At 29.2% G+C, this 25,203-nt stretch carries 21 protein-coding genes, 2 tRNA genes and 1 other RNA gene; 20 read left to right on the top strand and 4 right to left on the bottom strand.

The window, feature by feature from the left end; translation table 11 throughout:
* The first annotated feature begins 142 nt into the window (after positions 1-142).
* Together ACH36K_RS01275 and ACH36K_RS01270 are read left to right on the top strand one after the other, a co-directional pair.
* Positions 143-1,261: a Fic family protein gene (locus ACH36K_RS01275; protein WP_411169230.1), complete on the top strand. Its 1,119-nt coding sequence runs from the start codon at positions 143-145 to the stop codon at positions 1,259-1,261.
* Positions 1,262-1,393: 132 nt separating this feature from the next.
* On the top strand, positions 1,394-2,764 hold the full coding sequence (locus ACH36K_RS01270; RefSeq protein WP_411169229.1) for an MATE family efflux transporter: 1,371 nt from the start codon (positions 1,394-1,396) through the stop codon (positions 2,762-2,764).
* Between the two features lie 188 nt (positions 2,765-2,952).
* Here the strand turns inward: ACH36K_RS01270 and ACH36K_RS01265 are convergent, their stop codons facing one another.
* Positions 2,953-3,678 carry a lysophospholipid acyltransferase family protein gene (locus ACH36K_RS01265; RefSeq protein WP_411169228.1) on the bottom strand — a complete coding sequence of 242 codons (726 nt, stop codon included), beginning with the start codon at positions 3,676-3,678 and terminating at the stop codon, positions 2,953-2,955.
* A 177-nt stretch (positions 3,679-3,855) separates the two neighbouring features.
* On the opposite strand from ACH36K_RS01265, the gene ACH36K_RS01260 reads away from it, so the two are divergent.
* The 5 genes from ACH36K_RS01260 (at position 3,856) to ACH36K_RS01240 (ending at position 6,780) form a co-directional block, all read left to right on the top strand.
* Positions 3,856-4,662 carry a staygreen family protein gene (locus tag ACH36K_RS01260; RefSeq protein WP_411169227.1) on the top strand — a complete coding sequence of 269 codons (807 nt, stop codon included), beginning with the start codon at positions 3,856-3,858 and terminating at the stop codon, positions 4,660-4,662.
* An 80-nt stretch (positions 4,663-4,742) separates the two neighbouring features.
* A tRNA-Arg gene (locus ACH36K_RS01255) sits at positions 4,743-4,817 on the top strand.
* Positions 4,818-4,960: 143 nt separating this feature from the next.
* A complete protein-coding gene (locus ACH36K_RS01250) occupies positions 4,961-5,302 on the top strand; it encodes a hypothetical protein (protein WP_411169226.1) in 342 nt (113 codons plus the stop codon).
* 266 nt (positions 5,303-5,568) lie between these two features.
* A complete protein-coding gene (locus tag ACH36K_RS01245) occupies positions 5,569-6,234 on the top strand; it encodes a metallophosphoesterase family protein (RefSeq protein ID WP_411169225.1) in 666 nt (221 codons plus the stop codon).
* A gap of 381 nt (positions 6,235-6,615) precedes the next feature.
* Positions 6,616-6,780, top strand: a complete 165-nt coding sequence (locus ACH36K_RS01240; RefSeq protein ID WP_411169224.1) for a hypothetical protein — start codon at positions 6,616-6,618, stop codon at positions 6,778-6,780.
* Positions 6,781-7,190: 410 nt separating this feature from the next.
* Here the strand turns inward: ACH36K_RS01240 and ACH36K_RS01235 are convergent, their stop codons facing one another.
* Positions 7,191-7,880 carry a helix-turn-helix transcriptional regulator gene (locus ACH36K_RS01235; protein ID WP_411169223.1) on the bottom strand — a complete coding sequence of 230 codons (690 nt, stop codon included), beginning with the start codon at positions 7,878-7,880 and terminating at the stop codon, positions 7,191-7,193.
* Positions 7,881-8,043: 163 nt separating this feature from the next.
* On the opposite strand from ACH36K_RS01235, the gene ACH36K_RS01230 reads away from it, so the two are divergent.
* The 13 genes from ACH36K_RS01230 to ffs all read left to right on the top strand — a co-directional run bounded on the left by ACH36K_RS01230 (position 8,044) and on the right by ffs (position 23,719).
* On the top strand, positions 8,044-9,873 hold the full coding sequence (locus ACH36K_RS01230; protein ID WP_411169222.1) for a glycoside hydrolase family 13 protein: 1,830 nt from the start codon (positions 8,044-8,046) through the stop codon (positions 9,871-9,873).
* Between the two features lie 438 nt (positions 9,874-10,311).
* Positions 10,312-11,517, top strand: coding sequence for an extracellular solute-binding protein (locus tag ACH36K_RS01225; RefSeq protein WP_411169221.1), 1,206 nt, complete (start codon positions 10,312-10,314; stop codon positions 11,515-11,517).
* 57 nt (positions 11,518-11,574) lie between these two features.
* Positions 11,575-12,510: a carbohydrate ABC transporter permease gene (locus ACH36K_RS01220; RefSeq protein ID WP_411169220.1), complete on the top strand. Its 936-nt coding sequence runs from the start codon at positions 11,575-11,577 to the stop codon at positions 12,508-12,510.
* 1 nt (position 12,511) lies between these two features.
* Positions 12,512-13,387, top strand: coding sequence for a sugar ABC transporter permease (locus ACH36K_RS01215; protein ID WP_411169219.1), 876 nt, complete (start codon positions 12,512-12,514; stop codon positions 13,385-13,387).
* Positions 13,388-13,503: 116 nt separating this feature from the next.
* Complete coding sequence (locus ACH36K_RS01210) at positions 13,504-14,520, top strand: LacI family DNA-binding transcriptional regulator (protein ID WP_411169218.1); 1,017 nt, start codon at positions 13,504-13,506, stop codon at positions 14,518-14,520.
* A 307-nt stretch (positions 14,521-14,827) separates the two neighbouring features.
* Positions 14,828-16,306 (top strand): 4-alpha-glucanotransferase, encoded by a 1,479-nt coding sequence (malQ, locus tag ACH36K_RS01205; protein WP_411169217.1) that lies wholly within the window; start codon positions 14,828-14,830, stop codon positions 16,304-16,306.
* 108 nt (positions 16,307-16,414) lie between these two features.
* Positions 16,415-18,433: an amylo-alpha-1,6-glucosidase gene (locus ACH36K_RS01200; protein WP_411169216.1), complete on the top strand. Its 2,019-nt coding sequence runs from the start codon at positions 16,415-16,417 to the stop codon at positions 18,431-18,433.
* Positions 18,434-18,492: 59 nt separating this feature from the next.
* Positions 18,493-20,382, top strand: coding sequence for a type I pullulanase (pulA, locus tag ACH36K_RS01195; RefSeq protein WP_411169215.1), 1,890 nt, complete (start codon positions 18,493-18,495; stop codon positions 20,380-20,382).
* 257 nt (positions 20,383-20,639) lie between these two features.
* Complete coding sequence (locus tag ACH36K_RS01190; protein ID WP_411169214.1) at positions 20,640-21,884, top strand: HlyC/CorC family transporter; 1,245 nt, start codon at positions 20,640-20,642, stop codon at positions 21,882-21,884.
* Between the two features lie 82 nt (positions 21,885-21,966).
* Positions 21,967-22,416, top strand: a complete 450-nt coding sequence (locus ACH36K_RS01185; protein WP_411169213.1) for a nucleoside deaminase — start codon at positions 21,967-21,969, stop codon at positions 22,414-22,416.
* A gap of 85 nt (positions 22,417-22,501) precedes the next feature.
* On the top strand, positions 22,502-23,278 hold the full coding sequence (lgt, locus tag ACH36K_RS01180; RefSeq protein ID WP_411169212.1) for a prolipoprotein diacylglyceryl transferase: 777 nt from the start codon (positions 22,502-22,504) through the stop codon (positions 23,276-23,278).
* Between the two features lie 86 nt (positions 23,279-23,364).
* Positions 23,365-23,454: transfer RNA gene (locus tag ACH36K_RS01175), tRNA-Ser, on the top strand.
* A gap of 3 nt (positions 23,455-23,457) precedes the next feature.
* Positions 23,458-23,719, top strand: an RNA gene (gene ffs / locus ACH36K_RS01170) — signal recognition particle sRNA large type.
* Positions 23,720-23,902: 183 nt separating this feature from the next.
* On the opposite strand, the gene ACH36K_RS01165 is transcribed toward ffs, so the two are convergent.
* Both ACH36K_RS01165 and ACH36K_RS01160 read right to left on the bottom strand, forming a co-directional pair.
* Positions 23,903-24,394, bottom strand: coding sequence for a dihydrofolate reductase (locus ACH36K_RS01165; RefSeq protein WP_411169211.1), 492 nt, complete (start codon positions 24,392-24,394; stop codon positions 23,903-23,905).
* Positions 24,394-25,185 (bottom strand): thymidylate synthase, encoded by a 792-nt coding sequence (locus ACH36K_RS01160; RefSeq protein ID WP_411169210.1) that lies wholly within the window; start codon positions 25,183-25,185, stop codon positions 24,394-24,396. The genes ACH36K_RS01165 and ACH36K_RS01160 overlap by 1 nt, the downstream gene beginning before the upstream one ends.
* Positions 25,186-25,203: the final 18 nt, after the last annotated feature.

The following is a 25,203-nucleotide window of genomic DNA, read 5'->3' as shown; positions in this document are numbered from 1 at the left end:
AATTATTAATAGTAATTAATTAGTATTTAAATAGTATCTTATTATTAATTAAATAGTAGTTTTTTTAGTAATATAAAAGTAAAATAATATTTTTGAAATAAATTAAAAAGTATTTAATTAGTAAAGTTATTATAGAGGGGTTATGGATAATCAACTTATTCAAGATTTTAATAAGTTATATTTTAGTAAGAAACAAATCTCAAGAAGAGTTTTTGATAAAGAAGAATTGGAAGAAATTTGGGAAAGCATTGAGTTAGAAAGAAAGAAATCATCTGATGAAAAAAAACTTAATTTTAAAGATTATACTGAATATTGGTACAATAATACTGATGATATAGTAAGTGATAGTATATTTATAAATGAGGCAAACAGCTTAGAGATATTTGATTATTTATCATTAAATACAAGGGATAATATAAAGAAATCAGCAGAGGAACTAGAAATATTAGAGTTATTTAGACTAGAAAATGTAGAATTACCAGAAGATATTAAAATAAAAATACTTTCAATTATTAATGAGAATGAAAATATAGATAGCAATTTTTTGTGTAGTTTATATAATGTAATTGAAAATAAAAGCACACTAAATAATGAAAAAAATCTAGAAGAGTATTTTAATTATATGTGTAGAGACATGAATGATTTATATAATTTTGAAAATTTATTAAAATTCATAAATAATGAAGAGGAAAAAAGTAAGATTATAAAATCAGCTACCATATACTTTTATATATTAGTGAATAAGCCATTTTTATCTTATAATAATTTAATTGCAGAAATAGTTTCATACAAGTATTTGTTAAGCAGTGGATATGAAATTTTTAAGTATTGTACTTTATCAAATTTAATAAAGGATAAATTAAAAAAATATAATAGTGCAATAGAGAATAGCATATCTTCAAATGGAGATATAACATATTTTATAAGATTTTATCTAGGTATATTAAGAAATGCCGTTGAAGAATTAAATAGCAATTTAAGCTATAAATTTGGTAAAAAAATAATAAAAGAACTAATTGAAAAAAATAATGTAAAACTTGAAGATAGACAAGTTAAATTTATTAATAGTGCTTTAATATCTAGAACTAATGTAGTAACCATTGATAACTACAAAAAGAAACTAAATTTATCCTATGAAACGTCTAGAAGTGACTTAAATTATTTAGTAACATTAGGAGTTTTTAAAATAGCAAAAATGGGAAAGAGATATGAGTATTATATGAATGACATATCTACAATAATAGATAATTTTGAAGAATAAGGTTGACAAATTTGAATAATTGTTAGAAAATAACTAAGGAAAAAAAGTTAGTATTAATGAGCAGATGGGCGGCGAGACTACCCATGTGCTCTTTTTTTATGCATTTTATTAAACAAAAGAGGGGGAAACAATATGAAGAATCTACTAAAGGATAAAGCTTTTATGAAAACAATGCTTACATTAGCTTTACCAATAACACTTCAAAACTTTATAACATCATCATTAAATCTTGTTGATAATTTAATGGTTGGTAGGCTAGGAGAAGAAGCTATTGCTGCTGTAGGCTTAGCTAATCAATATTTCTTTATTTTTATGTTATGTATTTCTGGTATAAATGCAGGTGCTAGTGTATTTATGTCTCAATATTGGGGAAAAAAAGATGTATCTAATATCAAAAAGGTACTTGGATTAGATATTACTATTGGATTAATAGCATCATTAATATTTGGGGGAGCTGCATTTGTTTTAGCAGAACCAATAATGAGTATTTTATCAAGAGATCCTCAAGTTATAGAATTAGGTGGGCAATATTTAAGAATTATTGCAATAAGCTTTATATTTACTGGTTTTACTCAAGCATTTTCTTCAGCATTAAGAAGTTCAGAACAGCCAAAGGTGCCTATGTATGCAAGCTTAATAGGAGTATTATGTAATGCATTTTTAAACTGGGTATTTATTTTTGGTAACTTAGGTGTAAAGCCAATGGGGGTAGCTGGAGCTGCTTTAGCAACAACAATAGCACGTACTATAGAAATGATTTATATAATTACAATGATATATGTCAAAAATAATGTTATAGCTTCAAAAGTTAAAGAGCTAGTATCATTCGATATGAACTTTATAAAAATCTATTTTAATACATCTACAGCTGTTATAGCAAATGAATTATTATGGTCATTAGGAATGACTGCATATTCAGTTGCTTATGCACAAATAGGCACAAGTGCTGTTGCTACTATGCAAATTGCAACAACTTTAAATAATATGTTTATGGTATTATGTATAGGATTAGCTTCTGCAGCTGCTATTATGGTTGGCAATAAAATAGGTTCAAATGAAGAAGATGTCGCAGTTGATTATTCACATAAAATAGGAAAAGTGGCACCGATACTTGGATTAGTAATAGGAGTATTAGTTTGGATTTTAGCACCACAAATAGTTAGGCCTTTTAACGTAGAAGCAGAAACCTTTAAGAATACTGTAACAGTATTAAGAATAATGGCATTAATAAGCCCTATAAGATCTTACAATGTAGTTATGATTGTAGGTATATTTAGAGGTGGTGGAGATACTCTTTATTCAACATTAGTACAATTAGGAACAGTTTGGTTTTATGCAGTGCCAATGGCATTTTTATCAGCTACAATATTTAGTTTACCAATAACCATTGTGTATTTATTAATATGTACAGAAGAGTTTATTAAAATATTTTTTGAAAGAAGCAGATTAAAATCAGGAAAATGGATCAAAAATGTAATAGAAGAATATGAGATAACAGCATAATGCAATAAATAATAAAAGGAGAAGAATTTTAAATAAAATATATTTTAAAAGTTTTTAGACCTTAAATTTAAAATTATGCATATTAAATTTCTCTCTCTATATATAAACAAAAAAGACCTGAAGACTTATATAAAATTTCAGGTCTTTTTTATTAGTTATTTTAAAAATACTTCTAGTGTTAATAAAGACTAATTTGGTAACTTACTTTTGATTATTTCATAAACTTTTTTAGGTAAAGCATCTTGTTCTTCTTTAGTTAAATTAGCTGTTTCTATAGCAGGATGAATATATAAATCAACATTAGCTGGCTTTATAATCCACTTACGGCTATTTGATTCCATTATCTTATAAGAGCCGCTCATTGTAACAGGAACTATTGGTACCTTAGATTTTGTTGCTAACTTAAAGCTACCAGCTTTAAAATCTCCCATTTTGTCACCTTTACTTCTTGTACCTTCTGGGAATATAACTAAGGAATGTCCATCTTTTAGAACTTTAACACCCTGTATTATAGCCTCAGCAGCTTTTCTTATATTACTTCTATCCATAAAAATACAATGCATATACTCCATCCATGTACTAACCCCAGGAATTTTTTTTACTTCTATTTTTGATACAAATCCTTTTAGACCAGGAATTTTACTAATGTATATTGGAATATCAAAATTACCTTGGTGATTTCCTATAAATAAAGCATTTTTATCTTTGGGAAGGTTTTCTAACCCATGAACTGTAACCTTAACTCCTGCAACTTTTAGAAGACCATTAGCCCAGGAAGTAGTGGATTTATAAATAACTCTTTCCTTTTCTTTTTCTAGTCCCTTCTTATCAAGACTTTTTGTTTTTATCATACGAGGCATACTGATTAATAAAGCAATAAAAAAGTATATATACCAAACAATAGATCTAAGCATGAAAATCAAATCCTTTCAATAATTTAATAAAATTACATAAATAAAGTATACAACAAAGTGAGACTATATAAAAGTATATAAATTTCTTTAATAAACAGACAAGCCTTATATGCAAGTAACTATATAAAGAATATGCACATATAGTAAACAATAAAGCGTATTTTTGAGGTGAAAATTTTGGAAAGGTTAGTTCCATGGAAAGTTATTATAGACTTTAAAGATGGTGTGTCTCAATTGGGGCCAGTAACTCCGAGAAATTATATAGTTACTTATTCTAATAATACTGAAGAGATAATGGTATCTATAGGTGGTGGTTATGACCAAATAAAAGTGAGTGTGAATGATGATGAAATGCATGGAGAATGGCATGAAAAGAACGGAAAAAATATTCTGTATCTTTATGTAAATGTAGATGGAGAAGAGAATGATATAGATAAAATAAAAAAGAAAGATAAAATATATAGAAGAAGACTTCCGTTGATAATTAATTCAATAATACTGAGTGATAGGCAATTAATAGAAAAATACCCTCATTTAGATAACTCAGATGTATTTATAAAGTTTAATTCAAAGTATGAAGACTTCTATAAAGTAGAGAATTGGGGAAAATTAAAGGATTATAAATATATTCAAGAAACTTATGATAATTCCTATCATTATAACTTAGTAGAGAAATTTCAATTAGTAGAAGGTGAAACTAGAAAAAAGAAAAATAAAGCCAATAATGAGGAAGAAGTTATATTAAACCTTTTAAATCCATATATACAAACACAACTATGCGTATTATATGGAACAGGAATAATTTACTGTGTAGATAAAAGTGAAATTATTAACATTAATAAAATAAAATCAATAGATGGTTGTGATAAAATATATGAAGTATCTGCAGCTATTAATATAAAATTAAACTCAAAAGTTAAAAAGCTTAAAGTAGATTTAATTGTAAAATCTAATGGGGTAATTATAAAAAGTATCAAGGAATAAATTAAACATATGGAGATAACATATGGTTAGGATAATATTGACATGTGCATAATGTTATTATACAATTTACTTGTAATTGTGTCTCCATAGTTCAATGGATAGAACAGTCCCCTCCTAAGGGACAGATACAGGTTCGATCCCTGTTGGGGATACCATAAAAAGCCGTAAGCCTAGTTATATAAAGGGTTTACGGCTTTTATTTTATGCCAGTGATGCCTAAAAGGTGCCTTTTGTATTTTGGTTCATCTTGTGGTGTCATCAAATTACAAATTATTTTTAAATATATTTAGATGATAAAGTGAATTTTGAAAGAATATATGGTAATAACTCTTATGATAAATTTTATGATGTGTTTGGAATGCTTAGAAATGAGAAAATGCTAGAGAATATAAAGAATCAATATGAAGTAGCTAAAGAGCGAAAACGTAGTTATTATGAAAACTTTAAAAGTAACTACAATAATTATAATTTATATGGTGGTTATCAGAGTCATAAACATAGTAACCACAATGAGGGAGATAAAAGTAAATATAAGAAACTATATAAAACTTTAGCAAAGGGATATCACTCAAATATAGTAAAAGATGATGGAGAAATGATGAAAATAGGTAATCAGCTAAACAGGGATTGGGGTATATAGTAGTTACCTAATAAATTTATTTAGTAACTACACTTAAATCGTTGATATAACTAGCTTTTAAAGATGCTTTATGCTAAAACAAGCATAAGCATAATAATTAAATAGAATTAGCACCTCACTATTTTAGTGGAAGGTTTCATATAATAGACTATGGGAATTATATCAGTTTAGACTGAGGAATATCCTGTGGTCTTTTTATTTTTATTTCGCAATTCTAATAAATGAGTGGACTACATAAGTAATCCACTCTATAGGAGGGAAAAGGTATGAGTATTTATGCTATGTCAGATTTGCATGGTTGCTATAATAAGTTTATAAATATGATTAACTTAATAGATTTTAATGAAACTGATGAACTTTATATTCTTGGAGATATATTTGATAGAGGACCTAATCCATTAGGAATATTAGACTATGTATTAGGCCATAAAAATATAACGTTAATAAAAGGCAATCATGAAAAAATGCTTGAAGAGTACTTTGAGAGTGGAAACCCTATATTATGGTTTTACAATGGTGGGCAATCAACTCATATACAGATAATGGAGAAGGACTATATATATCAAGAAACTTTATATAAATATATTAAAGAGTTACCTATAATTAAGGTTGTTGATAAGTTCATATTAGTTCATGCTGGATTACATTTTGATAAAAACTGTGATGATCTAGAGTTAGAGGAATTTTTAAAACAAGAAGAAGATATATGTTTATGGGATAGAAGTAATATAGGCAATGAGAAGAAATATAGAGATTATACAGTGGTCTGTGGACATACACCAGTACAAACAATTAACAATGATGATGATGATGATGTGAAAATCAAAATAGTAGATAAAACAATATATATTGATTGTGGGTGTGTATTTGAAGAGGCAAATGGAAAACTAGCCTGTTTAAGATTAGATGATATGAAAGAGTTTTATATTTAAGGATGGAGTGAATGGATAAAGAAGTATGCTAATATTTAGCATTGGCCAATATATTTCATAGAAACCTATGAGAATGTAGATTGTTGTGGTGTGAGACCATATGACTCCAAAAAAATGCTTTTGAAATGGGGATACATTTAAAAGATCAGTATTAGGAAAAATGATTTGCACAAGAAGCATTTTAGGCTTATGGGTAATAATCATTAGAGAACCTAATGATATTAGATAACCTATATTTGTAGTTATCATATAAATTAATAAAGTAACTACACAGAAATATCAGTAAAATTGACTTTCTCATTTTAAAAGGAAAAGTCTATAGTATTAATTTTATATTGTATAGTTATAATTGAAACAATGAATGTAATTATAGTAGGGTATATGGCAAAGATACAAATTAGATATGAGAATGAAATAGAAGGGTTAAAGATAATTAAAGCATTAAAAGGAATTAATATTAAAAAGATAAGTAAGCCATTAAAGACACGTAAGTTTTATAGGTTTTACTTAGATATAGAGTATGTACTAAGAAATGTATTAAAGTAACTACAAGGAAGTGATATAGAGGCAGCAAGTGTAGTATTTCACATGTTTAAGGTAAGTGGAGTAACTTTTAATTTTCAAATAATGGATGAAACCGCTAAAAATAACAAAATTGGCGTAGCATAACGCCACGCCAAATTACACATAAATATTTTCTTAATTCAGAGTAGGTAATCTCTTCTTTTTTTAAAATTTCTAGTTTTTCCATAGTATGAAGATCACTTTATAATTGATTTTTTTGTTTTTAAAGGACCTCACGAAACGTTAGCCCTTTGTAAACCCTTGATTTTACTAGGTTTATCAAGAAATTCAGTAGATAAAAAATATCTATATAATATTTAAATATGCAGAAAACTATAACTTTTAAAAATTTTTAACAAATAAAATTGTTAAACTTACATATGCCCACTTTCTTATTTTATAAGCTTATCATTTCTGTAAGAAAGAGGAGAAACACCTTGTTTTTCCTTAAACTTTTTAGAAAAATGGCTAGAATCACAATAACCTAGCAATTGAGATATTTCTAAAATATTTTTAGAAGTAGTCTTAAGTAGTATTTTAGCTCTATTAATCTTTAGATCGTGAATATAGTCAACAATAGAAATCCCCATAGTTTTACTAAATAAGGAACTAAGATAAGATGGTGAATTATTAAGTTCGCCTGCCATTTCATTTAATGAGAAATAATTTTCAACATGCATATGAAGATAATGTAAAATACGATTAACAGCAAAGTTAGAAGTAATCTCCATATTATTAATGATTTGTACTGTATATTTTTCAAACATTTTTATTTCAAGTTCTTGAAGTTCAACAAGTGAATTGCATTTAATAATATTTAAATAAAAGAAATTGTAAACATCATGTAAAGCAATTTTTATAATCTTATCTTTAATAATCTCTTTAGATAAAAAAGCATTCCAGATTATTAAGTCATATTTCTTTTCATCAATATCCTTTTCGATAGAAATTTCATAAATATGTTTTTTCTTAAGATGATCTAATATTTGAGTAAAGTCATTCGTTTTTATAAAGGTTTGAAAATCAGTATAAAAAAATTGATCATCTCCTATAAACTTATCAGTATCTAAATGATTATTCATTAGTATTCCCCTTAATAATTTTATATAAAAATTATACAATAAATCGAAAAAATATAAAAGAAATAAAATAATATGATGCTATAATTCAAATTAAAGAAGTAGCTTAATACGTTATGCAAACGATTTAAAATAAAATAAGTTAATAGCTAGGAGGAAATAAGTAATGATAAAAAGTATAACAAGGGAAGCAATACATCATATCCCTAAAAGCAACTATTCTTATGGGTACGATAAAGATACACTACATATAAGAATTAAAACTAAAAAGGGTGAAGTTAAAAAAGCTTATCTTAGAATTGGAGATCCTTATATTTGGGATGAAGGCGGCTGTGATGGCGGAAATATGAATGCAGGGGGAAGCAGATGGACTGGTGGAGTCAGTATTGAAATGAGAAAAGAAGTAGAAACTGAATACTTTGATCATTGGATAGCAGAACATAAGCCAGAGAAAAAACGTTCAAGATATGCATTTATATTAGAGGGAGAAGATGAAAAAATATTATTTACAGAAAAAAGAATTCATCTTTTAGATGGAAGCTCAGATGAAAGTAAGTTATGTAGAATAGGAGATTTTTATTGTTTTCCATATCTAAACAACATGGATGTAGCAAAGGTTCCAGAATGGGCAAAAAGTACAATTTGGTATCAAATATTCCCGGACAGATTTTGTAATGGAGATAAATCCATAGATCCTGAAAATGTAGAACCATGGGGAACAGAGCCAACAGGTAAAAACTTCATGGGGGGAGATTTGCAGGGAGTAATAGATAAGCTAGATTATCTATATGACTTAGGAATAACAGGACTATATTTCTGTCCAATATTTAAGGCTACAACTAATCACAGATATGACACAATAGATTACTTAGAAGTCGATCCAACCTTAGGAGATAAGAAAACTTTTAAAAAGTTAGTTGATGAGGCTCATAAAAGGGGCATGAAAATAATGTTAGATGCAGTATTTAATCATCTAGGATACTTTTCTCCACAATGGCAAGATGTTGTTGCTAATAATGAAAATTCTAAGTACAAAGATTGGTTTTATATAAATAAGTTTCCGGCTGTAGATAAACCATTAAGGGAATTAGATGGAAGAGATTTAAATTATGAAACTTTTGGACGTACAGCTATGATGCCTAAGATAAATACAGAAAATCCTGAAGTTATTGAGTATTTATTAAAGGTAGCTGAATACTGGAGTGGAGAAATGAATATAGATGCATGGAGACTGGATGTATGTAATGAGGTCGATCATGTTTTCTGGAGAAAGTTTAGAGAAAAAGTCCTAAGTGTAAATCCAGATACTTATATTCTAGGAGAAGTATGGCATGATGGATTACCGTGGTTAATGGGAGATCAATTTGATTCAGTAATGAATTATCCATTATCAGAAGCAATAAAAGAATATTTTTGTACAAATGAAATAAACGCAGAGCAGTTTAAATATTTAGTAAATCAAATAAGTGTAAGTTATCCAAATCAAATAAATGAAGTTACTTTTAATTTATTAGATAGCCATGACACGCCAAGAATACTAACAGTAGCAAATGGAAGCAAAGATAAAGTGAAGTTATCATTGTTATTTATGTTCACTCAAGTTGGGTCACCATGTATATATTATGGAACTGAGTACAGCATGGAAGGTAATCAGGGAATGGGGCAAGAATTTCATAGAAGGTGTATGGTATGGGATGAAGAAAAGCAAGATAAAGAAATGTTTGAATTTACTAAAAAGCTAATTAAGCTTAAAAAGGAGCATTTAGAATTTAAATCAATCGAAAATGAATGGGTGCTAACAGAAAAAGAAAATCCAGTGCTAATATATAAAAGAGGAGATATAACAGTAATAATAAATAATTCAGAAGAAGAAGCAGAAATAGAGCTATTAGAAGAATTAAAAAATAAAAATAAAATAGATATATTTAACGGAAAAGAAATAAATTTTCAAGATAAATTAAGGTTAAAAGCTTATGAATTTGTTGTAATTAAATAAAAAAACAAAAAATACTGAAAATTTATTAGAAAAATGTTGAATATTAAAAAAAATAGTGCTACTATAAAATAAATCGGTTTCATAAATCGAACAGAATATTGGAAACAATTCCAAAGAGCTTTGGAAACAATTCCAATCAGTTTTAAAATAAATTAAAGTGGAAAATATTGATAAATTAGGGCTAGACTATTCAATAAATTCTACAATGAAGATTTTGTAGATATAAATAAAGAATGTAATTTAAGCATAGGTTGTAATATGAAATTAGATATAGAAAGACCTTAGCAGATATGTTTATTACAAACTTTATTGAAAATCTACAAATCAATTTTATTTTTGGAAACGCTTCCAAAAATAAGGACAAACTAATACAAATAACAAATTTTTAACTGATATAAAGATTAATCTTTATATAAATAATTTTATGGAGGGACAATAATGTTTAAGAAAAAATTTATAGCATTAGTTATGGCTACTTTAGTGGCAGGATCAGCATTAACAGGTTGCGGAAGCTCAGGAAAGACTTCAAAGGGTGAAACATTAACAATTTGGAGTAAGGTTACTGATAAGGAAAGAGAAGTAATACAAACTCATGCTAATAATTGGGGAAAAGAAAATGGATATGAAGTACAGGTGTTAAATGATGATGGTGGAGCTCAAGATTTCTTGCAAGTAGCTAACTCAAGTAAGGCACCTGATATGTATATAGGTGTAGGTCATGATAACTTATCAACATACCAAGTTGCAGGGGTTGTAGATGAAGTTCCAAGTTCTTTTGATAGAACAGGTTATGTAAATGAATCAGTTTGGAATGCTACAGCAATAGGTGGAAAGAATTATGCAGTTCCATTTGCACAAGAAACTGTTGCGTTATTATATAACAAAGATAAGGTGAAAGAAGTACCAAAAACAATGGAAGAATTAATTGAAGTGGCAAAAGCACACGGACCAAATGGATTCCAAATTGATTTAGGAAACTTCTACATTACTGGAGGTATTATTCAAACAACTGGAGGATATATATTTGGAGGAGAAGAAGGTAACTTAAATGGAAAAGATATTGGATTAGCAAGTCCAGGTTCAATAGCAGGTTTCCAATTCCTTCAAGACTTAGTTCAAAAACATAAATTAATGCCAGTTGATGTTACAGGAGATATTGCATCTGCAAACTTTAAGTCTGGAGAATCAATATTCTATATATCAGGATCATGGGATATAGCTCAAATGGTTGATGCAGGAATTAACTTAGGTGTTGCAGAAGTTCCATCAATAGGTGGAAAGCCATATAAATCATTCTTAGGTGTACAAACAGGTTTTGTAACAGCTAAATCAAGTAAAAAAGAAGCTGCTTGGAAATTAATGGAGTACTTAAGCAAAAACATGGCAGAAGATTACTTTAAAGCAGGTAAGAGAATACCAGTTAGACAAAGTGTTATTGATTCAGGTTTAACAGCAGAAGATCCATACTTCCAAGGATTCTTAGATCAATCAAAGAACGCAGTTCCAATGCCAAACATTATTGAAATGCAAGCTGTATGGGGTTCAACAGGAAGTATATCAAGAGTTATTAAGGGTGAAGATCCATCAGTAGTGGCACCTGATATCGTTGATGGAATTAAAAAAGGAATACAAACTCAACAATAAAATAAATTGATAAAAGGGATGAATAACATCCCTTTTATTCCTAAGGAGAGAATTGAGATGAAGCAGAAAAAGAAAATTACAGCGAAAGAAAACTTAAGAGCTTTAAAATTTCTATCACCATCAATGATTAGTATGTTTATACTATCAATTTTGCCAATAGGATATACAATTTATATTGCATTCACAAATTATAATTTAAAAACAATGAATGGCGATTGGGGATTTGTAGGCTTAAAGAATTTTAAAGATGTTTTAACAGGACCACTTAAGGAAGTGTTTTTACCAGTATTTGCATGGACATTTATTTGTGCAACATTAATTACCTTAGGATGTTTTGCCGTTGGATTAATATTTGCATTGGTACTTTCAAATAAAAATATGAAAGAAGCTTCATTATATAAAGCTTTCTTAGTAGTTCCTTGGGCTTTACCAGGAGCTATAGTTATAGTATCATTCAGTGGATTATTAAATAGCCAATATGGTGCTGTAAATCAAATATTAATGCAATTACACATTATAAATGAACCAATAATGTGGCTAACACAAGTTGGGCCAGCGAGATTGGCTGTAGTATTAATTAGTATATGGCTTGGATTCCCATATATGATGAATGTTTGTATAGGAGCTTTATCAGCTATACCAGAAACATATTACGAAGCAGCGGACATAGATGGAGCAAATGGATTCCAAAAGTTCTTTAAAATAACATTACCAAGCTTAGCTACAACAGCATTTCCGTTATTAATTGGATCATGGTCATTCAACTTTGGTGGATTCTCAGCAGCATTCCTACTATTATCTGGTGGACCAGTAAGACCGGATACACCTTTTGCAGGTTATACAGATATGTTAGGATCAGCAGCTTATAAAATGACAACACAATTTGGAAGATTTGACTTAGGTGCGGCATTATCAATAATAATGTTCTTTATTGTAGGAACAATAGCATTCATACAAATGAGGGCATCAGGCCAGTTTAAAGAGGTGGATTAGTATGTTGAATATAAAGAAAGAGAAAAAATATAAGCACAAGAAGAAAATGAATAAACGAGAAAAAACTACATTGTGGTTAGGTAGAATATTTATTTGGATAAGTATAGCAATTGTTTTATTCCCAGTAGCTGCAATAGTTACTGCATCATTATCAACAGGATCAAGTTTTATACAAAAAGAGCTAATACCTTCAGAAATAACTTTTGATAATTATATAAAAGTATTAACTCAAACAAATTTCTTAACTTGGATGTTTAATACAGGTAAAGTTGCATTATGTGTAGCATTAGTACAAGTACTATTAACTTTACCAGCTGCATATGCATTCTCAAGGTTAAGATTTTCAGGAAAAAAATATGGGTTAATGGCATTACTTATACTTCAAATGTTCCCAGCATCAATGGCATTACCAGCAATTCTAGGTGTAGCATATGAGTTACCATGGGGAATGGACAATCACGCATTCTTAATAATAGTAATGTGTGGAGCAAGTGCATATAACATATGGTTAATGAAGGGATTTATTCAAGGATTACCAAAGGAGTTAGATGAGTCAGCATATGTTGATGGAGCAACTCATGGACAAGTATTTAAAAAAATAATATTACCTTTAACTAAACCAATGCTAGTAGTTATTTTCTTCTTTTCATTTATAGGTACCTTTGGAGAGTTCGTATTATCAGCAGCATTATTGAAGGATCCATCAATGAAACTTTTAGTAATGGGACTAAAATCATTCATGGATAAAGGGGTTTCAACAAACTGGACACTTTATGCAGCAGCATCAGTTATGGCTACAATACCTTTAGCAATATTATTTGTATCAATACAAAAATTTGTTGCAACAGGATTAGTTGCAGGAGCTGTTAAGGAATAAAAATAGCTAATATGTACAAAACTATAAAATTATGACTGATAGTATTAAAAAATGTCAGTAATACGTATATAATGGTGATATACAATTATAGTTAAGTAGTAAGGAGAAAAGATAATATGAATATAAGTGATATTGCACGTTTAGCTGGAGTAGGGGTAGGTACTGTATCTAGAGTATTAAATAACCACCCTGATGTAAAAGATAGTACTAGGGAAAAGGTATTAGAAATAATAAAAACAAGTAATTATATACCCAATAATAGTGCTAGAAACCTAAAAAAAAGCAATACAAATAGTATAGGAGTATTAGTAAGAGGGGTGTTCAATCCTTTTTTCTCTGAAATGATTGATGTTATAAGTAAACATGTTACTAAAAATGGATATACAATGACTCTTCAACATAATGATTATAGTGATAGAGGAGAGTTATTTAATATAATTAGTTTTATTAAGGAAAGAAAGTTACAAGGATTAATATATTTAGGATGTAACTTAACAGAATTAGATGAAACAACATTTGAGGGAATAAATATTCCTGTAGTATTAGCATCTGTAAATACAGTGTATGATGATAGAATTAGTAATTTTTCATCAATAGGTATTGAAAATAGTAAGGCAGCATTTAATGCAACTAAACATTTAATAAGTTTAGGTCATTCTAACATCGGTATAGTACTTGGTGTTAGTGATGATATAGGAATTGGAAAAGAAAGATTTGTAGGATATGTAGAGGCATTATCAGAGGCTAATATTAAAATAGATAAAAATAAAGTTGTTTATGGAAACTATAGTTCTAGAGATGCATATAATTCAACAATAGAATTATTAGAAAAGAATAGTGATATTACAGCGATATTTGCAATATCAGATGTTATGGCAGTTGGTTGTGCTAAGGCTATTTATGATAAAGGCTTAAAATTAGGAGAAGACATATCATTAATAGGCTTTGACGGAATGGATATAACAGAATTTAATACTCCTGCAATAACTACTATAGTACAACCAAGAACCCAAATGGCGGAAACGAGCGTAGAGCTATTAGTAGAACTTATTGAAAAGAGAACGGATAATAGACATATAGTTCTAGATACTGAATTAGTAGAAAGGGACTCATGTAAGAATTTTAAGAAATAAGCTATAGGTATTTATGTTAGCACATTGATGATCCAAATAATGCATAATATAAAGAGCATTATATGGATCTCTAACTTCAATGTGATCAGCAAAGGCATTTAGAATTATTTATATGATTACTAAGTATCTTGTTTATTGAAATAGATTATAAAAATTTTTCTATAAATAATGAATCGTTTCCAGTTTTTAAAAACTAGCAAAATATTTATTAAATATTAATATAAAAGAAATTAAAGCAGTAAAAATATCAAATAATGAATAAGTTAAAAACAACAAAATATATTTTGATGTTTAAGGGGAGACAACTATGGAAAGAAGTAGTGGAATATTAATGCACATATCTTCTTTACCAGGGGAATTTGGAATCGGTTCCTTGGGAAAAGAAGCATATGAGTTTGTAGATTTTTTAAAAAGTTCAGGTCAAAAGAACTGGCAAATATTACCGATTGGGCAAACTAGTTACGGAGATTCACCATATCAATGTTTTTCAGCATTTGCTGGAAATCCTCACTTTATAGACTTAGATTTATTAAGAGAAGATGGATTATTAGATTTAAGTGACTATGAAAATGTAAACTTTGGAGATAATCCAAGTAAGGTAGATTACAATAGAATTTATAAAGCTAGACAACCAATTTTAAGAACATCATATGAAAACTTTAAAAAGAATAAACCAGAAGGTTTTGAAGAATTTAAGGAAGAAAATAAGTTTTGGCTAGAAGATTACAGTCTTTATATGGCAGTAAAAGAGCATTTTAATCTTGTATCATGGCAACAATGGGATAACGATATAAGAGTTAGAGAACCACAAGCAATTAATAAATATAAAGAAATGTTACCAGATGAGATAGAATACTGGAATTATATACAATTTAAATTTTTTGAGCAATGGAACAAGTTAAAAAAATATGCAAATGATAATAGCGTAAAAATAATAGGGGATATGCCTATATATGTAGCTGAAGATGGAAGTGATATATGGTCAAATCCAAAACTATTTAAAATAGATGAAAATATGACTCCGGTATCAGTTGCAGGATGCCCACCAGATGCTTTTTCAGTAACTGGTCAGTTATGGGGAAATCCAATATATGATTGGGACGCTATGGAGAAAGATGGTTATAATTGGTGGATACTAAGAGTAAGAGAAAGCTTCAAGTTATTTGATGTAGTAAGAATAGACCACTTTAGAGGATTTGAATCATATTGGGAAATACCATATGGTGATCCAACTGCTGAGTTTGGTAAGTGGGTAAAGGGTCCAGGAAACAAATTATTTGATGCTATAAAAGCTGAATTAGGAGATCTAGATATTATAGCAGAAGATTTAGGTTTTATGACTCAAGAAGTAATAGATATGAAAAATGCAACTGGATATCCAGGAATGAAAATTCTTCAATTTGCATTTGGTGGTGGAGATAGCGAATACCATCCACATAACTATACTGAAAACTGCGTAGTATATACAGGAACACATGACAATGACACAATTAGAGGCTGGATAGATTCAGATTTTAATGAAGAACCTTTAGAGCATGCTAAAAAATATTTAAGATTAACAGAAGAAGAAGGTTATAACTGGGGATTCATAAGAGGTATATGGTCTTCTGTAAGTTATTTATCAATAGCACAAATGCAAGACTTCTTAGATTTAGGAAGTGAAACAAGAACAAATATACCATCAACACTAGGTGGAAATTGGGAGTGGAGAGCTACAAGCGATCAAATTACAGAAGGTCTATCAGAGAAAATTCTAGAATTAACAAAGCTTTATGGAAGAGCATAGATAAAAAACTAAAACTATATAATTAATTAAATAAAGAAAATTATCAATATTGCTTATTATATAAAACCTTGTAGAAATATAAAGTAATCATATTAAAGGAGTAAAACTATGAGATACGGTAAAAATGATTTTTCTAATTATAAAAGGGGTATTGAAAAAGAATGGTTAATAGCAAATGGTAGAAGTGGATTTGCAGGAACAACAATAATAGGTGCTAATTCAAGAAAATATCATTCTTTATTAAATGCATGTTTAAAATCTCCTGATGAGAGATACAATATATTACCAAAGTTAGAGGAAACAATAGTTGTTAAAGGAGATACATATCCACTTACAACAACTAGATTTGAAAGTCATATAGTAGAAGGATATAAAAATCTTCAAAGTTTTAAGTACGATGGGATTCCAAGCTATAAATACTTTGTAAAAGGTGCATTTATAGAAAAAAGGGTAACTATGGAATATGGCAAAAACACTACCGTTGTCGAATACATAGTTAGAGCCTCTGATAATGATGTAACTTTAAATTATAATCCATATCTATCTTTCAAAAACCCTGGTCAAGCTGGAAAAAAAGAAAGCTTAAAATTTGATAGAGAAGTTACTAATAATGGATTTAAGTTAGTTCCTCAAATAAAAAAAGATGTTGAAATAAACATATTTGCTACGGAAGGAACAGTTTCAAGTAAAGAAGAAAGAATAACAGAAAATGTACATTATGATGTTGATGAAAGAACGGGAGATGTTTATTTAGAAGCTTTCTATGTACCAGGAACAATTAGCGTAACTATTCCAAAGAATACTATAAGAAAATTTTATATAATAGCTACAATAGAAAAGGAATTAAATATATGTCCAGAAGAAGTATTTAGAAGCTCAAGAGCTAGAATAGAAGAGTTACAAGCTCCATTTAAAAATGATAATAGAATAATAGCTAAATACTTACCTATTTCAGCAGATCATTTTATAGTTGATAGAGACTCAACAAATTGTAAAACTGTGTTAGCAGGTTATCCTTGGTTTTTAGACTGGGGAAGAGATACTATGATTGCATTACCAGGATTAGTTTTAGCAACGGGTAGACTTAAGGAAGCCAAAGAAATACTAAGAAGTTTCACTAAATATGAAAAAAATGGATTAATACCGAATATGTTCCCAGATAATGGAGCAGAACCATTATATAATACTGTTGATGCATCATTATGGTATATACATTGCATATATATGTATCTTTTATATAGCAATGATGAAAAATCATTTGAATTCGTAAAAGAAGAATTATATAGTACAGCTAAAAATATAATAGAAGCATATAAGAATGGAACAGATTTTTCTATTAAAATGCAAGACAACCATCTTATAAGTGCAGGGTCAGGGCTAGACCAAGTAACTTGGATGGATGTTAGAGTTAATGGAATAGTTGTAACACCAAGACATGGCTGTCCTGTAGAAATTAATGCTTTATGGTACAATGCATTAAAGATAATGAGTATTTTAGGGAATAAGCTTGGAGATCTAAACTTTAATGAATATGAAGAGCTATCAGAAAAAGTTAAAGAGTCTTTCGCTAAGGAATTCTGGTATGAAGAAGGTCAATATCTTTATGATACAGTAAATGGTAAAGAAAAAGATCCTTCATTAAGACCTAATCAAGTATGGGCAATTTCACTTCCATTTACAATGTTAGATATAGAAAAAGAAAAAAGCGTAATAAATAAGATTCTTGAAGAACTATATACTCCATACGGATTAAGAAGTTTAAATCAAGATCATAAAGATTATAATCCAATATATATTGGAGAGTTATTAGACAGGGATATGGCATATCATCAAGGAACAACATGGTCATTCCCATTAGGCGCATTTATGTCAGCATATTGTAAAGTTAATAATTATTCAGAGGATTCTGTAGAATTTGTAGATGAGTTATTAAAGGATATGGAAAATCATATAAATGATGATTGTATAGGTGGAATAGCTGAAATACTAGATGGAGATTCACCACACACGCCAAGAGGATGTTATTCACAGGCTTGGGGAGTAGGAGAAATGCTAAGAGTTTATTATGAGTGCATTTTAGGAAAACAAAAAGAATTAGACAAGGCTCATAATAACTTATTTAAATAATTAATAAAGGCTATCTCAAAATTTGGTGATAGCCTTTTTATAAAAAGGAGGGTATTTATATGAATAGTATAGAGTTAAATAAACTAGAATATAATGGGGATTTAGGAGCTAAATATAGTGCACAATCAACAAAGTTTACATTATGGGCACCTATAGCAAATGAAGTATCTGTTTACTTATATGAAGATGAAAAAAATATACCAATGGTAAAAGGTGATAAGGGACAGTGGGAAGTAGTTATAGATGGAGACTTAAAAAATAAATTTTATAACTACAAAGTAAAAATAAATGATGCAGTAAATACGGTAGTAGATCCATATGCATATGCTGTAGGGGTTAATGGAGAAAAGTCAATGGTAGTAGATTTAGAGTCTACAAATCCAAAGGGCTGGGAAAATGATATTAAACCAGAGTTTAAAAATGCAACAGATGCAATAATTTATGAAATGCATGTTAGAGATTTTACAATTGATGAAGATTCGGAAGTAGAAAAAGAATTTAGAGGAAAATTTAAAGGAATATCACAAAAAAATCCTATAAGCCACTTAAAGGAACTAGGGGTTACACATGTTCAGTTAATGCCAATTTCAGATTACAAATCTGTTGATGAATCAAAGTTAGACGAACCACAATATAATTGGGGATATGATCCACAAAACTACAATGTTCCAGAGGGGTCATATTCAACAAATCCTAATGATGGGAACGTTAGAATAAAGGAATTTAAAGAATTAGTTAAATCATTGCATGAAGAAGGTATTAGAGTAGTAATGGATGTTGTTTATAATCATACTTATGATACAGAAACATCATTATTTAATTTAGCAGTACCAAATTACTATTATAGAACAGATGAAGAAGGAAATTTTACAAATGGTTCAGGATGCGGAAATGAAGTTGCATCAGAAAAGCCTATGATTAGAAGATATATCAAGGATTCTGTAGTAAACTGGGCTAAAGAGTATCATATAGATGGCTTTAGATTTGATTTAATGGGGTTACATGATATAGAAACGATAATTCAAATTAGAGAAGAGTTAGATAAGCTAGATAAGTCAATCTTAGTATATGGAGAAGGATGGGCAGGTGGAGCAACACCATTAAAAGAGGAAGAGGCAGCTTTAAAATTAAATGCGCCTAAATTTGGCAAAAAGCAAATAGGTTGCTTTAGTGATGATATTAGAGATGGAGTAAAAGGTGATGTATTTATAGCTAAAAGTACTGGTTTTGTAAATGGTGGAGAAAACTTTGAAGAAACTATAAAGTTTGGTATAGTAGCATCTACAAAGCATAGTCAAGTGGATTATAGTAAGGTAATTTACTCAAATAAGCCTTGGGCTAATGAACCATATCAAACAATAACATATGCTTCAGCGCATGATAACTATACTTTATGGGATAAGCTTCAATTAACAGTAGATGATAATAGTTTAAGTAAAAAAGAAAAGTTAATAAAAATGAATAAATTAGTAGCATCAATAATATTAACATCTCAAGGAATTAGCCTTATACATGCAGGTGAAGAAATTTTAAGAACTAAGGTTAATGAAGACGGATCACTAGTAGAAAATAGTTATAAATCTCCAGATTCAGTAAATAAATTTGATTGGAATAGAAAAGATAAATATAAAGATGTATTTAATTACTATTCAGGTTTGATAAAATTAAGAAAAGCGTATAAAGAATTTAGATTAGAAAGCAATGAAGATATAGAAAGAGAAATAAGATTCTTAGAAAACAATGAATCAAAAGTAGTATCATTTACTATTAGTAATAAAATAGTAGTAATACACAATGCTAATGAAAAAGATATTACAGCTACAATACCAGAAGGAAATTGGAGTGTACTAGCTAATGAATATAAAGCTGGAGTAGAAGAGTTATCATGTATTAGTGGTAATGAAGTTAAAGTGCCAGCATTAGCATCTTATGTGTTAGTACGAAAATAAAAATAGCTATAGTTAGAGTAGTATTAAATCTCCACAAGACTAATAAAATTAGGTTTTGTGGGGATTAATTTTTTTACTAGTATATAATCCTAATATAAACAAAATATATTTGATTATATTTTTAATAAGAAGTGAATACTTATTAAGTGATTAAAAATAGTTTATAAATTTTTAAAATTTAGCTTAACTATCAGCTTTTTACATATGATATAATATAAAAATAAGAAAATTTATTTAATTTAGGAGTGTGAATTAATTTGGAGAGTTATACGTGGCAGATAATATTATTAGTAATATTATTAGTAATGTCAGGATTTTTCTCTATGTCAGAAACAGCCTTAATGGCACTAAGTAAAATTAGAATAAGACATATGGTAGAAGAGGGAGTTAAGGGAGCAAAGCTAATTGAAAAATTAACTGAAGATCCAAGTAGGTTATTAGGGGCAATATTAATAGGAAATAACATTGCTAATATAGGAGCATCTGCGTTAGCAACTTCAATAGCTTTAAAGGCTTTTGGGGAAAGAGGAGTAGGAATAGTTACTATTATAATGACTATATTAGTTCTTATATTTGGGGAAATAACTCCAAAATCTATAGCAAAGCAAAATTCAGAAAAAGTTGCTTTAAGGGTTAGTAACCCTATAAATATTATAGTTAGATTATTTAAGCCACTCGTATCAATTTTTACTTTAATATCAAGTTTATTTATAAGACTTTTGGGGGGAGATCCAAAGGCAACAGAACCGTTTATAACTGAGGAAGAGTTAAAAACCATGGTAGGTGTTAGTGAAGAAGAGGGTGTACTTGAAGATGTAGAAAAAGAAATGATCTTTAATGTTTTCGAATTTGCTGATGCCCAAGTAAAAGATGTTATGGTTCAAAGAGTTGATGTAATAGCAGTAGATGTAAATGCTGCTTATGATGAAGTTATAAATATTATTAAAACGGAGCAATTTTCTAGAATACCGGTTTATAATCAAAATATAGATGATGTAATAGGAATATTAAATGTTAAGGACTTAATAATTGCTTCACAAAGTAAGGAAAATTTTAATGTTTCAGATTACATGAGAGAGCCTTACTATACATTTGAGTTTAAGAAAATTACAGAATTATTTAGTGAAATGAAAAATACAAGAAACCATATGGCTGTTGTATTAGATGAGTATGGTGGAAATGTTGGTATAGTCACTATAGAAGATTTAATAGAAGAAATCGTTGGAGAAATCGAGGACGAGTATGATGATGAGGAAGACAGCGATATAATAGTAGTAAAAGAAGATGAGTATATCGTGGATGGTAGCGCAAGGTTAGACCACATTGGTGATTTAATAGGAGTTACTATGGAATCAGAAGAGTTTGATTCTGTTGGAGGCTTAGTAATTGGTGAATTAGGGAGATTTCCTGAACAGTCTGAAGAAGTTAGACTTAATAATATTAGATTTGTAGTTGAAGAAGTAGACAAAAATAGAATTAAGAAGGTTAGAATATACACTTAATTTTAATAATAAGATGGAGAACTATATGAAGATTAAGTTCTCCATTTTTGTTAAAATGGAGAAATATTAAGGGGAGTATTTTATGGACTATATGGCTTTAGCAATAGAAGAAGCTCAAAAGGCATATGACAAGGGAGAGATTCCAGTTGGAGTAGTCATAGTTAAAGACGGAAAAATAATAGCTAAAAAGCATAATTTAAAAGAAAGTTTAAACTTACCAACTGCTCATGCTGAGATATTAGCAATAGAAGAAGCTTGCAAAAAAATTAATAACTGGAGGTTATCTGGCTGTGAAATGTATGTAACATTAGAGCCTTGTCCTATGTGTGCTTCAGCAATTGCTCAAAGTAGAATACCTAAGTTGTTTATAGGAACCTTTAATAAGGATATGGGGGCTTGTGGCTCTGCAATAAATTTAATTGATTATAATGTTTTTAATTGGCATGTAGACGTAAATTGGTGTTATAATCAAAAATGTAGTGATTTATTGACTTCATTTTTTTTGAAAACTAGAAGTATAAAAAATGAATAGCTTCACAATTATTACATATTTAATTGGTATAATTATTTATAAAGATTTATAATTAAAGAAAATATTTTAAATAGGAGGAGATAAGATGGATTCGGTGGCATTTCAATTATTTGGTATAGATATAGCATGGTATGGTGTAATAATTTCTTCTGGTGTAGTAGCAGCTATGATATTAATATATTTTTTATCTAAGAGAGAAAATTTAGATTATGATATTATAATAGATGCATTTTTAGTAACCTTTCCAATATCAATAATAGGAGCGAGGTTATACTACGTAGCTTTTGAATATCAAAATTACCATTCATTTATGGATGTAATCAACATAAGAAATGGTGGAATGGCGATTCATGGAGGGGTAATAGCTGCTTTATTATCAGGTTACATATTTGCAAGATATAGAAAGATAAATTTCTTAAGATATGTAGATGTTATAATGCCAGGAGTTATATTAGCACAGGCAATAGGTAGATGGGGCAACTTTATGAATCAAGAAGCTCATGGAGGACCCGTATCTAAGGAGTTTATAAGTAAGTTCCCAGAGTTTATTCAAAAAGGAATGTACATTAATGGAGTATATTATCACCCTACGTTTTTATATGAGTCAATATGGAATGTTTTAGTTTGTGCAATTTTAGTTTATATACTTTATAAAAAGAAAGAGAAACAAGATGGTATAGTACTTGCTGGATATATGATTTTATATTCAATAGGAAGATTTTTTATAGAAGGATTAAGAACAGATAGCTTAATGTTTTTGGGATTAAGAATAGCTCAAATAGTAAGCTTGTTAGGTGTAATATTAGGAATAATTTTAATTATTTGGATTAAGAAGAAAAAAAGCTCTAATTACGTAATATAAATACAGATAAGTTTTACATATTGCAATATGTATTACTATATGATAATATATAGCAGTAGTTAAAATTTAATAGCTATATATTACATGGAGAGATGTCCGAGTGGTCGAAGGAGCACGCCTGGAAAGCGTGTATAGGGGCAACTCTATCAGGGGTTCAAATCCCCTTCTCTCCGCCATAGCCGTGCTAGATGGGGAGTTAGCGGTGCCCTGTAACCCGCAATCCGCTATAGCGGGATTGAATTCCTAGCCTAGGCTTTAGTCTGTAGGGTCTGCCTATGTAAGTGGTGTTGATGGTCAGGTCCCATACGACGTAAGTGCATGAACCTCGTCAGGTCCGGAAGGAAGCAGCGATAAGTGATTACTGCGTGTGATATGGATAAATCTTACCAGAGCTAACTGCATAGTAACGCCTATAGATTACTGTCAAAGCTAGGTGCACGGTTTTAATTTTACACCTTTCTAGCGAAAAGAAGGGTTTTTTTAATGCTTAGAATACAAATCAAATGAATACTTAATTTTTATAAATTAAAGTATTCGATTAATTAAAGGTTACTCTTCAATAGGATTAACATACAATAGGACAAAGAAAGCGAGGGAATTCCTTATGGAATGCCCTCGTTTTCTTTATTTTCTAATCATGTTAACAAAATCATATTTAATATTATTAGTTTCATTTACATATACTTCTGATTGAAATTCTATAAACCATTCAGATGAATCTATAGGTGAGAATTTAGTATCACCATTGAAATCTTTATGTAATCTAGTTAAATATAACTTTTTTGCATGAGGTAGAAGTGATTTATATATTTCTCCACCACCAATTACAAAAACTTCTTCAGAAGAATTTTTATATTTAGATATAATATCTTCTATATCCTTTACTACTTCAACCATAGGTGAATCTACTTTAAAATTTTTATCTCTAGTAATGATTATATGATGTCTATTAGGTAAAATCTTCGGTAAAGATTCAAATGTTTTTCTACCCATTATTATTGTGTTGCCAGATGTAATTTCTTTAAATCTTTTAAGGTCTTCGGAGATATGCCACAAAAGTTTATTATCTCCACCTATGACATCATTATTCGCTTTAGCAACTATAATTGATAGCATTAAACAGACACCTCCATTTTTATTGGATCATGGTGTTTATAATCAACAAGCTTTATATCATCTGCAGTAAAATCATAGAAGTTGTTAATTTCTGGATTTATCCAAAGCTTTGGCGCTGAATAATCATCATTAGCTCTAGTAAGTTGAAGTTTCATTCCTTCAATTTGATTTTCATAAATATGTGCATTATTTATAACATGAGTAAATAGTCCAGGTTTAAGCCCAGTTACTTGAGCTATTAGGTGAACTAAAACAGCATATTGACTGGTGTTAAATGGAACTCCTAGTGGTATGTCTCCACTACGCTGTATAAGCATACAATTAAGGTATCCATCCGTTACATCCCATAATGTTTGATAGCAGCAAGGTTGCAATGTCATTTCTGGTAAATCTTCTATATTCCACATAGACATAATCATTCTTCTGTCTTGAGGATTATTCTTTAGTGATTCAATAAGCTTATCTACTTGATTAAATTTAGCTATCTGATATCCATAGGCTTTTCCTATAGTATTATTTTCGTCTACCCATTCATCCCAAATATGAACATTTTGTTCTTGAAGTTTTGTAACATCGTTTGACTGATCCCTATATATCCACAGCATTTCCTTTACAGCAGTTTTAAATGCTACTTTTTTTGTTGTTAGTATGGGGAATTCATTTTGCAAATTAAATTGCATTATTTGATGAGGTAATTTGTATGTAGGCATTCCAGTTCTATTATTATCGTAATACCCATTTTCTAAAATATCTTCAACGATGGCTAAGTATTTTTTGTCGTATAAACTCATTTTAAGCCCTCCTTTTTA

Origin of the sequence: Clostridium sp. MB05 (genome assembly GCF_046581255.1) — a bacterium.
GTDB lineage: Bacteria > Bacillota > Clostridia > Clostridiales > Clostridiaceae > Clostridium.
This window is presented reverse-complemented; position numbering and strand designations above follow the sequence as displayed.

Bases quoted from the DNA above. Each gene is read 5' to 3' on its own strand.
- ACH36K_RS01275 (WP_411169230.1), top strand. From the start codon at position 143: ATGGATAATCAACTTATTCAAGATTTTAATAAGTTATATTTTAGTAAG.
- ACH36K_RS01270 (WP_411169229.1), top strand. From the start codon at position 1,394: ATGAAGAATCTACTAAAGGATAAAGCTTTTATGAAAACAATGCTTACA.
- ACH36K_RS01265 (WP_411169228.1), bottom strand. From the start codon at position 3,678: ATGCTTAGATCTATTGTTTGGTATATATACTTTTTTATTGCTTTATTA.
- ACH36K_RS01245 (WP_411169225.1), top strand. From the start codon at position 5,569: ATGAGTATTTATGCTATGTCAGATTTGCATGGTTGCTATAATAAGTTT.
- ACH36K_RS01240 (WP_411169224.1), top strand. From the start codon at position 6,616: ATGGCAAAGATACAAATTAGATATGAGAATGAAATAGAAGGGTTAAAG.
- ACH36K_RS01235 (WP_411169223.1), bottom strand. From the start codon at position 7,880: ATGAATAATCATTTAGATACTGATAAGTTTATAGGAGATGATCAATTT.
- ACH36K_RS01230 (WP_411169222.1), top strand. From the start codon at position 8,044: ATGATAAAAAGTATAACAAGGGAAGCAATACATCATATCCCTAAAAGC.
- ACH36K_RS01225 (WP_411169221.1), top strand. From the start codon at position 10,312: ATGTTTAAGAAAAAATTTATAGCATTAGTTATGGCTACTTTAGTGGCA.
- ACH36K_RS01220 (WP_411169220.1), top strand. From the start codon at position 11,575: ATGAAGCAGAAAAAGAAAATTACAGCGAAAGAAAACTTAAGAGCTTTA.
- ACH36K_RS01215 (WP_411169219.1), top strand. From the start codon at position 12,512: ATGTTGAATATAAAGAAAGAGAAAAAATATAAGCACAAGAAGAAAATG.
- ACH36K_RS01210 (WP_411169218.1), top strand. From the start codon at position 13,504: ATGAATATAAGTGATATTGCACGTTTAGCTGGAGTAGGGGTAGGTACT.
- malQ (WP_411169217.1), top strand. From the start codon at position 14,828: ATGGAAAGAAGTAGTGGAATATTAATGCACATATCTTCTTTACCAGGG.
- ACH36K_RS01200 (WP_411169216.1), top strand. From the start codon at position 16,415: ATGAGATACGGTAAAAATGATTTTTCTAATTATAAAAGGGGTATTGAA.
- pulA (WP_411169215.1), top strand. From the start codon at position 18,493: ATGAATAGTATAGAGTTAAATAAACTAGAATATAATGGGGATTTAGGA.
- ACH36K_RS01185 (WP_411169213.1), top strand. From the start codon at position 21,967: ATGGACTATATGGCTTTAGCAATAGAAGAAGCTCAAAAGGCATATGAC.
- lgt (WP_411169212.1), top strand. From the start codon at position 22,502: ATGGATTCGGTGGCATTTCAATTATTTGGTATAGATATAGCATGGTAT.
- ACH36K_RS01165 (WP_411169211.1), bottom strand. From the start codon at position 24,394: ATGCTATCAATTATAGTTGCTAAAGCGAATAATGATGTCATAGGTGGA.
- ACH36K_RS01160 (WP_411169210.1), bottom strand. From the start codon at position 25,185: ATGAGTTTATACGACAAAAAATACTTAGCCATCGTTGAAGATATTTTA.